The sequence below is a fragment of the Acinetobacter sp. 3657 genome (assembly GCF_031456775.1).
Classification (GTDB): Bacteria; Pseudomonadota; Gammaproteobacteria; order Pseudomonadales; family Moraxellaceae; genus Acinetobacter.
Genome location: NZ_JAVDVH010000001.1, coordinates 485,221 through 498,772 on the forward strand (window position 1 = coordinate 485,221; position 13,552 = coordinate 498,772).

The following is a 13,552-nucleotide window of genomic DNA, read 5'->3' on the forward strand; positions in this document are numbered from 1 at the left end:
TTATTGGAAGCACTCAGACAGTTTTTTCAGGTTTGGCAATAACCCCTCAAGGATAAGTACATCGCCTCTATGTAAGGTAAAATTACAATCTGTCTCGTAAAAAATTTGCTGATCACGTTTGACCAATAAGAGTTTGACATGGGGCGCGAGCTGCATCAGTCCTGATAAGTTAATGCCATGCAATTTATCTATTATTGGAACTTTAATAATAAAGTGATCATCATCCAATGCCATATAGCGGCTCACCATTGGGTAATTAAGTGCTTGTGCGACACGTACCCCCATATCTTCTTCAGGGTGGATGATTTTGTTGATGTTGAGATGGGATAGAATTGTATGATGCGCTTTGGTTTTTGCTTTTACCCAAATTTTATCAATACCTAAATTTTTTAGACTCAACACACAAAGTATACTGGCTTCAATATCTTCACCGATTGCCACCACGACAGCATCACAATTTTGTACGTTTAGTTCATCAAGGACGTGCTCGTCAGTTGCATCTGCGATAACGGCATGCGTAATTTGGTTGGCTAGATTCTCGACATTACGCTTTTGGGTATCGATACCAATAACATCATGATTTAGTTTTGTAAGCTCTAGCGCAACTGTTGCACCAAAACTACCTAAGCCAATGATTGCAAACTGTGCCATGTGTACCCCTGAACCAAAGATCAAAAAATATTTTTATTCATTTTATTGAGAATTGACGAGATCGTGTGTAACTTTTTTTAGGAAAAACAGTCTTCGAGATGCAGAAAACAATAAAAAAAGGATTGAGTTCTGTCATTAGAACTCAATCCTCCTCGTTATGTTCACTTTATTTTAAGAAACGTTTATATCCAATGTTGTCGCTGATCTCTGCATATGGATAGGTGATCTGCTCCAATGTTTCAATCAGCCCATCCGGATTTTGCTTCGCATCAGTGGCTTGTAAACCAACCAGTACTCGTCCTTCGGCAGCGCCGTGATTACGATAGTGGAACAGGGTAATATTGTGTGTTGGGCCCAAACGTTCTAAGAAGGTGAGTAGAGCACCTGGACGTTCGGGAAATTCGACACGGAATAAACGTTCATTTTCAAGATTTGCATGTCCACCGATCAGATAACGAATATGTAGTTTCGCGACTTCATCATCAGACAAATCATCGACTTCATATTGTTGTTTGAGCAATTCATGAATCTCATGGCGTTCGATTTCACCGCCTTTTAAGCTAATCCCAACAAATACCTGAGCTAGGCCGCTATTGCTGGCACGATAGTTAAATTCAGTAATATTACGGCCTTGTAAGGCACGGCAGAATTGTAAAAATGCGCCTTTTTGTTCAGGAATCGTCACTGCATAAATAGCTTCTTTACGCTCACCTAATTCGGTGCGCTCAGCAATATAACGTAGACGGTCAAAATTCATGTTGGCACCGCATACAATCGATACCATATTTTTATCGGTCAATTGATGTTGAGCCACGTATTTCTTAATGCCTGCCAATGCCATAGCACCAGAGGGTTCAACGATACTACGGTTTTCATCATAGGTATCTTTAATAGCGGCACAGATTTCATCTGTATCGACAGTCACTACATCGGGTTCAACAATCGGTCCTGAGTTGTCAGATTTACGTAGTTTAACCATTTCAAAAGGCAACTCACCAATCTGTGCAACGGCAGTGCCATCTGCAAATAAACCGACATGCGGTAAAATCACACGTTCATTTGATTCAAGTGCAGCTTTCAAACAAGCCGATTCTTCGTATTCGACTCCAATCACTTTGACGTGTGGTGCGACTTCACCGAGGTAAGCAGCAACGCCCGCAATTAAACCACCACCACCAACAGCAACAAACACATATTCAACATCACGCCATTGACGAAGTAATTCATTTGCAATGGTGCCTTGTCCCGCAATAACGAGTTCATCATCATAGGGTGGAATAAAAACTAGACCTTCAGTTTCAGCACGTTGTTTTGCGTATTTATTGGCAACATCAAAGCTATCGCCATGCAGAACAACTTGACCACCTAAGTTTCTAACGGCTTGGACTTTAATATCTGGTGTGGTAATTGGCATCACAATAATCGCTGGAATGCCGAGTTTTTTACCCGACAAAGCAACGCCTTGGGCATGGTTACCAGCAGAAGCGCAGATTACACCTCGATCTAATTGATCTTTTGGGAGTTGGCTAATGCGGTTATACGCACCGCGGAGTTTAAACGAGAAAACAGGTTGTAAGTCTTCGCGTTTAAAGCGAATGTTATTATTGATTTTTTGACTAATTCGGGGAGCTGCTTCAAGCGGTGTTTCAATCGCAACATCGTAAACCGTTGCTTGTAAAATTTGTCGTACCACACGAGACAGCATGTTCATCTTCCCTATAACAGTTTAAAATAGGGAGTCATTGTAGCAAACCCCTGTACATTTGCGCTGTTTTCTTGAAGCAAATGTCAAAATAGTTGAGTGAAGTCATGAGTCTATATGCAACCCAAGATGAAAAAAAACAAGCAGCAGCAAAAGCCGCTTTAAAACATTTACCTAAAGGCGGCATTTTAGGCGTAGGAACGGGAAGTACGGTTAATTTCCTTATCGATTTGCTGCCTGAGCTGCAACTTGAAGCGGCGGTTGCAAGTTCCAATGCAACAGCGGAGCGATTAAAAAAACTCGGTATCGAAGTTGTTGATATGAACTCAGTGGGTGGTTTAGATGCTTATGTCGATGGTGCAGATGAAATCGACCGTCACATGCATATGATCAAAGGTGGTGGTGCTGCATTGACGCGTGAAAAGATTGTTGCCTCAATTGCAAAGAAATTTGTGTGTATTGTCGATGACTCTAAATGGGTGGATCAATTGGGACGTGATTTCCCATTGCCGATCGAAGTTATTCCAATGGCACGTTCGGCGGTCGCTCGTAAAATCGTCGCTTTAGGCGGTGATCCTGCTTATCGTGAAGGTGTTGTGACGGACAATGGAAACGTGATTTTGGATGTATTTAATCTCAATATCTTAAATGCCATTGATTTAGAAAAAACCATTAATAACATTCCAGGTGTCGTAACAAATGGTATTTTTGCCTTAAATGCAGCGAGTATCGCAATCGTTGCAACAGACAATGGTATTGAAGAACGTACCGCACAATAATGCCATCAGTTTCATTGCAAGCGTTATTACCTGAAGTTAAAGTTGTTCGACATGCAAGGGCGAGAAATTTGCGCTTGCGTGTTGAGCCAACGGGTATACGTCTCACTGTTCCTCCGTTTTGTACTAAAATTCAAATTCAACAATTTTTGAAACAGTCAGAACAATGGCTAATCGACACTTGGTCAAAACAGCAGCAACAATTAAATCAAGGGCGTGATTTTCCCGAAGCGTTATGTTTGTTTTTCCATTCACAACCCTTTCATATTATTCAGCAACAGCAGCGCTATATTTTTAAGTTCAATTGGGAGCAACACCAATTATTTATACGGAACCAACAACCTGAAGCTGCTTTACAAGCGGCTGTATTGGCTTACGCAAAACAATTCTTACCTGAATATTTAAATCAAGTCAGCCGAGAAATTGGCTTGCCTTACCACGCATGTGCAGTCCGAAAACCAAAAACACGCTGGGGAAGTTGCAGTTCAAAACATGACATCATGTTAAATGCAGCGTTGGTATTGATGCCTAAATCTAACGTGCGAGCAGTATGTGTACACGAATTAGCGCATACTAAACATTTCGATCATAGTGCTGCATTTTGGAGTGAGGTGGCTAAACACGATCACAACTATCTAGAGCATCGCAGGCAGTTAAAGCAGATACAGCTACCGTATTGGTATTATAAAAAAATTTAAGTTACTGATTGAAGATTAATCCATATGAAAACACCAAGATTGTTTTAAATTTGGCACATCGTTACTACTTAAATAATTAAGATCATCCCGCAGGCAATTGAATATTTATTCTGTTGCCTGCTGGATGAGGGTTTTTGCTAATTAAAATTACATTGCAGCTGCGTGCTTTGCAATTGATCGGGTGCTTTACGAGCATCAAAACCAGCGCTGGCGCTCAGTACTTGATTGGCTTTGATATTAACTTGCACAAATTGATATTGTGAATTGCTATTAGTTGGCTCTGGTGAACCACTATTTAATAGATATTCATGATTTTCTTTATCAACTTGTAATAGGTTATCTGTACTGTCACCATCCAATTTTGATCGAAATGTCTGATTGTTTTTGGTTAGTTCCAGCCAGCCATCGGCACGAATATTAAGTTGGCAGCCTTGACTATTCTCTTGATAGTGGCCAATCAAATATTCAATAGAAGGTGAGCTATGATTAATGATATTTATACCTGTAATGCCTTGTTTACAGGGATAAATTGAACCATTACAAGTTGCGATTGTATCTGAAAAACCGACCGCTCGACGGTAATCCCCCGCACCAGTGATACGAACATTGTGCGGTGCAGATGGATTGACTCTTGGTATAATACCCGCGTAGCTTTTTTGTTCCAATTGCGCATAATGAGTCGGGTTGGAGATTTTCTGTTGATATTCGTCTGCGAGTTGCAATACTGCTTTTTTTAAAGTCGTTGCAAAATGCTCTCTTGTATTTTGTTGATTAGTTGCAATAGAGATAATATTATTTTTAGCTGGATCAATATTATCGGGAGTTATTGCTACAAGAGATGTTAATTCTTCCTGATCACCACGAAGTTTTTTTGCATCCAAATAACCATCTCTTAAATCAATTGCCAAATTTTCAGAGAACTTAGCAAACGATGTATCTGGATTAGCATTTATCCATTGTTTTAAATGCCCAAAACTCAAATAGGTATCTAAATATAAACTAGAATTTAGATTGGGATTTTGCGGTGAGAATATGGTGAGTGTATTCAATGGATGTAAGTTGGCAATATTTAGATATTTAAAGGCACTCAGTAATGCCGCTTCAACATCTGTTGTGGCGAGTTGAAGCTGGTCAACTGTGATCTTGATTGCATAATTGCTATCGTCACTTGGTAACTGTCCTGAACGAACTAAAGCACGTTGATAAATTGCCTCAGTTCTTGGGTTAATAAATATAATTTGTGTTAAATCACTGACATCTACTTTTACCAAAGTTCGTAATGTAAGATCGACTTTTTTATATTGGCCATTAATGAAGTCATATATTAAGGAGTTGGGAGTAGTGGTTAATTCAACTCGATATAAACGGTTTTTATTCAGAACCTCTGGCAAGATGATAGTTAAATCCGTTGTTGTGCTATAGTCTCGTTCTAAAACCACTCTATCGTCAGTATTGTCAATAACTTTGATAACAATATCGCGCATTTCTAAGGGTACTTTAATGCTGAGATTTTTCGGTTTTTGGGTAACAACCTCATCAGGTGGAGTATCCTTACGTACTTCACTCTCACCACTACCACAACCAATCAAAGCTGAACTAAGTAAAAGTGTACTCAACGCTAAGCAAATATGATGATGTAATCTTTGTTCTGACATCAAAGAAGGCATTCCAGCTCTCCAAAAAATTTTGCATCCATGAAATTTTTATTACCGCATCGTTTTATTCTATGCGAATCTTATACTGATTCAATAGTCTTTCTTGACCAATGGTAAAATCAGCTCAAAATAAAAGAATACCTTTTCCCTTTCTATATATCTGATTTTTGAAATATAAGCCAATTTATTCATGTTAATTTGATGATGACTACTCATTTTATTTTCTTATAAGTTAGAGACTTGAAGATTGTGTAAAACAAGCCAAACTGCCATACTATTTGTCTAAATGAACGCTAGAGGTGCGACACGTGATTTCTGTTGGTATTGTTGGTGGAACTGGATACACAGGGGTTGAACTACTACGTCTATTGTTAAGACATTCACAAGTTCAGGTCAGTATTCTCACTTCGCGTACTGAAGCTGGAAAGCGTGTTGCAGATATGTTCCCAAGCCTACGAGGACATACTGAGCTCAAGTTTTCTGATCTTGATTTGGATCAGCTTAAACAGTGTGATGTTGTTTTTTTTGCAACGCCGCATGGTGTTGCGATGCAACATGCTGAGGCATTGGTTGCTGCTGGTACGAAAGTAATTGATCTGGCGGCAGATTTTCGTCTACAGAATTTAGCCCAGTTTGAGAAATGGTATGGTATGCAACATCATTGCCCAACTGTACTCAAAGATTCAGTTTACGGTTTAACTGAATTGAATCGTGAAAAAATCAAACAAGCGAATGTAATTGGTAACCCAGGCTGCTATCCGACCACGGTTCAGCTTGGTTTAGCACCATTATTAAAGAATCGTTTGATCAATACTCAGAGTATCATTGTTGATGCAAAATCAGGTGTGTCGGGTGCAGGACGTAAAGCCAGTCTTGGTATGATTTACAGTGAAAATGCGGATAACTTCAAAGCTTATGGCGTGGCAGGACATCGTCATCATCCAGAGATTGTTGAAGCCCTTGAGAATATTTCAGGACAAAAAGGTCAGTTTGATCAACTGATTTTTGTACCGCATTTGGTTCCAATGATTCGTGGTATGTTAAGCACGATTTATGTTGATTTAACTGAACAGGGTCAACAAACAGATATACAAACATTGTATGAAAGCTTCTATCAAAATGAACGTTTTGTAGATGTGATGCCTGCCAACAGTTCCCCTGAAACACGTAGTGTTCGTGGTGCAAATGAATTACGTATCGCGATACATCAGCCTCAACCGAATAAGTTAATTGTGCTTGTTGCACAGGATAACTTGGTGAAAGGCGCGGCAGGTCAAGCAGTTCAAAATATGAACTTAATGTTCGATTTTGATGAGGCTGCAGGTTTGGAAGGTATTGGTTTATTACCATAAAAAACGCTTTTTTACTTCACACACATTTAAAATTGGATTTAAATGTGTGCTTTGATGTAGATCGTAACGATAGAGATAATGATGGATAACGTTGAACCAACGACTTCACCAGAAAGTTCGGTTGAGAAAAACAAATTCTTAAAAACGAATTTACCTTTACTTATTGCTGCAACCATTCTTATTGGTAGTAGTTTTATGATTGGTTATACAGTTGGACACCGTCAAGGATTAACGGTTGTTGGTTATGATGCCGATGCTGAGCAGCTAGTAGATGTTGTTCAAAAACAGAAGACAGCATTAGACTCTATTAACAAAAGTTTGAATGCTGCTGTTCAAGAGCGGGATATGGCTGTGGGTAATGCTGATGATCTATTCAAAGCGGTCAATCAAGCCAATGCTGATAAGATTCAGTTTGAGGGCATGAATGCCATTTATCGAGATATTTTGAGACAGCGCGGTGGTGTCAGTTTGACGATTCAGAATTTGGCGATCAAGTCTTTACCTGAAAATGCGTTTGAGTATCAAATTGATCTTGTTCAAGTGAGCCCGAATAAACGCCGTGCAGCAGGGTCTGTTGAGTTGCGTTTGATTCGAAATACTGAAATTTTAGATGTACCACTAGAAGATAAAAGCTTTAATTTTGATGATTTTGAGCGTTTAACTGGACGTTGGACCATGCCAAAAGGATTTACGCCACAATTTATCGAAGTGCGTTTATCTGGCGCAGGTACACCTGTGATTAAGCGTTTTAGCTGGCAACGTGGTCAACCCGTTGATTTAAATTCTGCTTTTGTATCAGAAATTCCTCAAGCTGAAGCAAATGCTCAGTAAATTTATAGATTAAGAACCGAATATGCGAAGATATCGACGTCAAATGAATTTAAGTGAAGTGAAAAACTCTTTTCATCAATCGGGTTATGTTGACTGGCACTTAAATCCTCGTTTAAGTGATTCGCAAGAGGATCATGATGGTGAGCTGGTTGTGCAAACAGCTCCACCAGCAGTGCAGCGACCACCATTGTATGCAGTTGTTTTATTAAACGATGATTACACGCCAATGGATTTTGTGATTGATGTATTGCAAAGCTATTTCTCTATGGACTTGGATCAAGCAAGTCAAGTAATGCTAACAGTCCATTATGAAGGCAAAGGCACTGCGGGTATTTATCCTCGAGATATTGCTGAAACTAAAGCAAATCAAGTTAATAATTATGCGCGTGCACAAGGACACCCGTTGCTTTGTCAGATCGAACCTGAGCGAGGATAAAACAAAGCAACGCTTTGTCCGAGTGCAAGACGAGAGCTAAGCTCGAGTGGCGGATAAAACAAACTTAAAGTATTGTTTTGGGCGCAAGACCTTGCGCCATATATGGCTCATATGCCCGAGTGGCGGAAAAACAAACTTAAAGCATCGCTTAAGGCTTTGTCTTGAGAAGCCTTTAAAGCTTCGTAAGAAGACCTTACGCCATAGCCATACATGTGTCTCGTATGCTCGAGTGGCAGGTGTAGCAAAGTTTTAACCTCGAGTAAAAAGATACACAAACGTTCAAGTAAAATTTGAATGGATGATGAAGGAAAGTAACGGTTAAACAACAAGTATGTTTGTTTTTTAAACAATTGAATGGTTCATATTCTCTTTGTAATTAAATTTTTACAACAATACTTTGTTTTGAATCTTGACCAATACACTCAACTAATGCTAACAGTAGACTATGAAGCAAAGAGACTTGTAAGCGTATGTTAGATAACGATTGCAGATACTCAAGCGGATTAGTCCATAATTGGCTTTTTCAGTTAAAGATGCGTCTTTTTTTGATCTAGCCCAAAATATAAGGGGGTTACATGCTCAGTCGTCAATTAGAAGTATCGTTACGTTTGGCTGTAAGCATGGCTCGTCAAAAGAGGCATGAGTTTCTGACAGTTGAACATCTATTGCTCGCTTTACTTGATAATGATTCAGCTGTGAACGCACTAAAAGCATGTGGTGCTGATATCGTTACTTTACGTAAAGAGTTAGAGGAATATGTAGAGCAACACACCCCAAAGCTTGGTGATAATAGCGAACAAGCACCACACCCAACGGAAAGTTTTGACCGAATTTTGCAACGAGCAATTTTTCATGTTCAATCAAGCGGTGGAGATCGTACCGTTGAAGGGGCAGATGTTTTAGTTGCCATGTATTCTGAAAGAGATTCTTTCGCTGTTTATTTATTGAAACGCCATCAAATTAATCGTTTAACTTTGACTCAGTACTTATCTCATGGAACACGTAAAGAAGAGATTCAAGTTGAAGAAGAAGTTGAAGATATTGATGGTGAAAGCGCAGCATCTGCAAATGCAGGGCCTTTAGAGCAATACACGTTAAATCTAAATACTGAAGCGCAAAAGGGTAAAACTGACCCTTTAATTGGTCGTGAGAAAGAAATTGAGCGTGCGGCACAAATTTTATGTCGCCGTCGTAAAAATAACCCACTCTTAGTCGGAGATCCAGGTGTCGGAAAAACTTCGATTGCTGAAGGTTTGGCATGGTTGATTGTCAATGGTAAAGCACCGAAACCTTTAGCAAATGCTGAAGTTTATAGCTTAGACATTGGTGCGTTGGTTGCAGGGACTAAATATCGCGGTGACTTTGAAAAACGTTTGAAACAATTGCTAAATGCGTTAAAAAAGAATCCGAATGCAATCCTATTTATTGATGAAATACACATGATTATTGGTGCTGGCTCAAGTATGGGCAGCACAATGGATGCATCAAATCTTATTAAACCTGCTTTGGCAAACGGAAGTTTACGTTGTATTGGTTCAACAACTTTCCAAGAATATCGTCAAGTATTTGAAAAGGATCATGCATTATCACGCCGTTTCCAAAAGGTTGACGTTAGTGAGCCTAGTATTGGGGAAACGATCGAGATCTTACGTGGTCTGAAAAGCAAATTTGAAGATTTCCATCATGTTGAATACGACGACAAAGCACTTGTGGCTGCTGTAGAGCTCTCTGCAAAATTCATCAATGACCGTTTTTTACCAGATAAGGCGATTGATGTTATCGATGAAGCAGGTGCGGGACGTCGCCTAAAAGCGGAAGTTGATGGTTCACTGATTTCTGTCGAAAATATTGAGGATATCGTGTCTAAGATTGCGCGTATTCCACCTAAAACAGTCTCGAAAGATGACAAGACTGTATTGGAAAATCTTGAGCGCGATTTAAAACGTGTGGTCTTTGGTCAAGATGAAGCAATTACAGCTTTATCGTCAGCAATTAAGCTTTCTCGTGCAGGTTTAAAAGCACCAGACAAACCTGTTGGAAGTTTTGTATTTGCTGGGCCTACAGGGGTTGGTAAAACTGAAGTCACTAAGCAATTGGCAAAATTGTTAGGTGTTGAGTTTGTCCGCTTCGATATGTCTGAATATATGGAGCGTCATGCAGTTTCACGCTTGATTGGTGCACCTCCAGGTTATGTTGGTTATGATCAAGGCGGTTTGTTGACCGATGCGATTCACAAAAACCCACATTGTGTCTTGTTACTTGATGAAATTGAAAAAGCACATCCAGATGTATTCAATTTATTATTACAAGTCATGGATCATGGGGCTTTAACCGATAATAATGGTCGTAAGTCTGATTTTAGAAATGTGATTATTGTATTAACAACCAATGTCGGTGCGGAAAGTATTTCTCGTGCAAGTATTGGTTTTACAGAACAAGATCACAGTGCTGATAACCAAGATGCGATGAAACGTGCATTCTCACCTGAATTCCGTAACCGTTTGGATGGTGTGATTCAATTTAAATCATTACCAACAACAGTCATTGAATCTGTGGTTGATAAGTTCTTAACAGAGCTTCAAGCACAGCTAGATGAGAAACAAGTGGTACTTGAAGTTGATCAAAGTGCACGTGACTGGTTATCTACCAATGGCTATGATCGCCTCATGGGGGCTCGTCCAATGCAACGTTTGATTCAAGAGCATTTGAAAAAACCACTTGCTGAGATGATTTTATTTGGTGAGTTAGCTGAACATGGTGGTAATGTTGCTGTTTCTGTCAAACATGAAGATGGCAAAGACGTCGGTTTGAAATTGGAAGTATTTGAAGACCATATCAATCCGAGTGCTGAACCCGCTTAATGTTTGAATTCTCTTTTTCTATAACCCGAATACTAAGTGTATTCGGGTTATTTTTATTAACTGCAATTGCTGAAATCTTAGGTTGCTATTTTCCTTATTTGATTTTGAATCATGGCAAGTCTCATTGGTTGTGGATACCGACAGCATTGAGTCTAGCTGTATTTGTGTGGTTACTCACATTACATCCAGCTGCATCAGGTCGTATTTATGCGGCTTATGGTGGTGTTTATATTTTCACTGCGTTGATGTGGCTACGTTACGTTGATCAAGTAATGTTGACGCGCTGGGATGTCTTGGGTGGGATCATTGTGCTTTGTGGTGCAAGCTTGATTATCTTACAACCGCAAGGGTTGGTGCGTTAAGCGCTTAAGCATAACAATAATCATGTTGTCACGCTTATTTAGAAATATGAGAAAAAATACTACATCAATACATAATCTTCTGAAATTCCGCATTCTTCTACGAAAGATTCATCATGTGATACTAATATCACCGCACCATTAAAAGAGCGAATTGCCTGAGCGAGTAATTCGCGTGATTCGATGTCGAGATGATTTTCTGGTTCATCCAAAAGTAATAGCTCTACAGTTTGTTGTTTCAACGCAAGCAATGACACTTTTAAGCGTTCGCCACCACTCAAAGTTGCTAAAGGAGTAAGTGCTTTATCTCTACGGATTTGTAAATTTCCAAGCAAAGTTCGCGCTTGTTGCTCGGTCAGATTTGAATCAAAACTACATAAATAATCAACGGCAGAAATATTTTCATCAAGCAATGAAAGATTCTGATCCAGATAAATAGAATCTACTTTGCAATAAATTTCTCCTGAAGCTGGAGGAATTTGACCGTGGATGGTTTTTAGTAAAGTTGATTTACCAATGCCATTTGCACCGCTTAAATGCAATTTTTCTCCAGCAGAGACTGCAAGATTAATGGGAGCGGTATTCGCAAAAGCCAATTTAACCTGATGGCAGCGTAAGATTTCTTCTGATAACTTTCCTGAGATTTGGGTAAATTCAAAAGATTGTGGTTTCAAATGTTCCAGTTGAGTTTGCTTATGCAGTAACTCGTCTTTTGCATCCGCTAATTGTTTGGTCTGTTGTTTACATAAGTAAGAAAGCGATTTCTCGGCTTGCTCTTTTTTTGCATCCAAGATGATTGAAGCTTGCGAACTAGATGTCCTTAACTTCTCACCTATTTTTTTACGCTTTTGAGCTTTCATTTGACTGAGATGTTGCTGTTCCTTAAGATGCTTCAACTCTCTTTTTTCTTGCTGAACAGCTTGCGATAAGGCTTCTACTTGGGAGTGATGCTGTTGCTGATACAGTGCATAGTTCCCACCATAATAATTTAAACCAAATTGATTTAATGCAAAAATACTTTCTACATGCGCTAATAGCTGTCGATCATGACTAATGATGAGTCCACCTGTAGTATGTTGAGCCATTTGATTGATTAGCCATTGACGACCCTGAGTATCCAAATGATTACTGGGTTCATCTAGTAGCAGATAATGATCTTTAAGTAGAAATAAACGACAAAGTGCAAGTTTGGTTTTTTGACCTTCACTTAAATGTTGAATGGGTGTGCTGAGCTCTGTAGGTAAGCCAGCGCTTTCTAAGAGCTGCTGCCATTGCCTAGGCAAATGCCAAAGATTTTCCACCTGTTCATAGTCTGTAAATGAAGCGCAACCTTGTTGAATATGTTGAAAACTTAAATATAAATTTTCAATCTCTAAGGCTTGTGCAATGGTCTGTGCTTGCACACGCTGAAGTTGCGCCAAATATTGATGTGGGCATTGCCATGAAATTTGACCTGAATAAGATAGGTTACTGGCTGCTTGCCCATGCAGAATCGACATCAATACTGATTTACCTTGGCCGTTACGACCAATCAATCCAGAAAACTGTTTTAAAGGGAGTTGGAAAGATAGGCTCTCAAAAAGCTTAAGCTGAGAGAATTCAAGTGTTAGCTTTGTAACGATACATGCCTGTTGAGTCATAAGAACCTCATAAACAGGATGTGCAAAATAGATTGAGAGGGGTTTTAGAATACGAATCGCTAAATGATAGATAAGTCTATTTTGCACATCAAAAAGGGAAGTGAACTTTGATGATAAAAAATAGAACTTACTTCATCGGCGTGATCTCAAATGGGTTTATTTTTGCATCATTCTATTGGTGAAAAAGTCAAAGGTCAAATTTCACCTTTTTACAGTCGCAGTTAAAAAAGAGAAAAAAAACTTGTCAAATGCCCTAATAGTGCGTAGTTTAGTAAGGAAGAACAGTTTTTTAGATATTTGAAATAATGATGTTAAAGCATACTGTAAACACAAACGCTTACTTTTATTTTTGGCAATATATTTAGTTGCCTGAAGCGTTTCGGGCGACAAAAGGTTGCCCAACCAGTTAATACCTGATCGGCAACCCCGATCAGGTTTTTTTATGCTTTAATATTCATCACTTTAGGAGAAATAGTATGTACATATTTAACGTTTCATATTTTAGCAAGACTTCTTGGTTTTACTTTGCGAAGAAATCAACATCGCTTAGATCACACTTGCTCAAATAAATATTCGGACTGTGCGACAGTC

The 13,552-nt window shown here is 39.2% G+C and carries 11 protein-coding genes; 7 read left to right on the forward strand and 4 right to left on the reverse strand.

The window, feature by feature from the left end; translation table 11 throughout:
* Positions 1–651: a TrkA family potassium uptake protein gene (locus J2Y37_RS02220; RefSeq protein ID WP_005196790.1), complete on the reverse strand. Its 651-nt coding sequence runs from the start codon at positions 649–651 to the stop codon at positions 1–3.
* 166 nt (positions 652–817) lie between these two features.
* Positions 818–2,356, reverse strand: coding sequence for a threonine ammonia-lyase, biosynthetic (ilvA, locus tag J2Y37_RS02225; RefSeq protein ID WP_349031701.1), 1,539 nt, complete (start codon positions 2,354–2,356; stop codon positions 818–820).
* Positions 2,357–2,460: 104 nt separating this feature from the next.
* Here ilvA and rpiA point away from each other — a divergent pair, with 104 nt between their 5' ends.
* Both rpiA and J2Y37_RS02235 read left to right on the forward strand, forming a co-directional pair.
* On the forward strand, positions 2,461–3,132 hold the full coding sequence (gene rpiA / locus J2Y37_RS02230) for a ribose-5-phosphate isomerase RpiA (RefSeq protein WP_349031702.1): 672 nt from the start codon (positions 2,461–2,463) through the stop codon (positions 3,130–3,132).
* On the forward strand, positions 3,132–3,827 hold the full coding sequence (locus J2Y37_RS02235; RefSeq protein ID WP_349031703.1) for a SprT family zinc-dependent metalloprotease: 696 nt from the start codon (positions 3,132–3,134) through the stop codon (positions 3,825–3,827). Before rpiA ends, J2Y37_RS02235 begins: the two co-directional genes overlap by 1 nt.
* Before the next feature lie 137 nt (positions 3,828–3,964).
* Here J2Y37_RS02235 and J2Y37_RS02240 read toward each other — a convergent pair whose 3' ends face one another.
* A complete protein-coding gene (locus tag J2Y37_RS02240) occupies positions 3,965–5,494 on the reverse strand; it encodes a hypothetical protein (RefSeq protein WP_349031704.1) in 1,530 nt (509 codons plus the stop codon).
* A gap of 296 nt (positions 5,495–5,790) precedes the next feature.
* Between J2Y37_RS02240 and argC the strand changes: the two genes are divergently transcribed.
* The 5 genes from argC (at position 5,791) to J2Y37_RS02265 (ending at position 11,324) form a co-directional block, all read left to right on the forward strand.
* Positions 5,791–6,834 (forward strand): N-acetyl-gamma-glutamyl-phosphate reductase, encoded by a 1,044-nt coding sequence (gene argC / locus J2Y37_RS02245; protein ID WP_349031705.1) that lies wholly within the window; start codon positions 5,791–5,793, stop codon positions 6,832–6,834.
* A 78-nt stretch (positions 6,835–6,912) separates the two neighbouring features.
* A complete protein-coding gene (locus J2Y37_RS02250; RefSeq protein WP_349031706.1) occupies positions 6,913–7,665 on the forward strand; it encodes a DUF6776 family protein in 753 nt (250 codons plus the stop codon).
* A 22-nt stretch (positions 7,666–7,687) separates the two neighbouring features.
* Positions 7,688–8,101: an ATP-dependent Clp protease adapter ClpS gene (gene clpS, locus J2Y37_RS02255; RefSeq protein ID WP_171065229.1), complete on the forward strand. Its 414-nt coding sequence runs from the start codon at positions 7,688–7,690 to the stop codon at positions 8,099–8,101.
* A gap of 575 nt (positions 8,102–8,676) precedes the next feature.
* Positions 8,677–10,962, forward strand: a complete 2,286-nt coding sequence (gene clpA / locus J2Y37_RS02260) for an ATP-dependent Clp protease ATP-binding subunit ClpA (protein WP_130161416.1) — start codon at positions 8,677–8,679, stop codon at positions 10,960–10,962.
* Complete coding sequence (locus J2Y37_RS02265) at positions 10,962–11,324, forward strand: YnfA family protein (RefSeq protein ID WP_241322501.1); 363 nt, start codon at positions 10,962–10,964, stop codon at positions 11,322–11,324. The genes clpA and J2Y37_RS02265 overlap by 1 nt, the downstream gene beginning before the upstream one ends.
* Before the next feature lie 59 nt (positions 11,325–11,383).
* On the opposite strand, the gene J2Y37_RS02270 is transcribed toward J2Y37_RS02265, so the two are convergent.
* Complete coding sequence (locus J2Y37_RS02270; protein WP_349031707.1) at positions 11,384–12,961, reverse strand: ATP-binding cassette domain-containing protein; 1,578 nt, start codon at positions 12,959–12,961, stop codon at positions 11,384–11,386.
* Between the last annotated feature and the right edge of the window lie 591 nt (positions 12,962–13,552).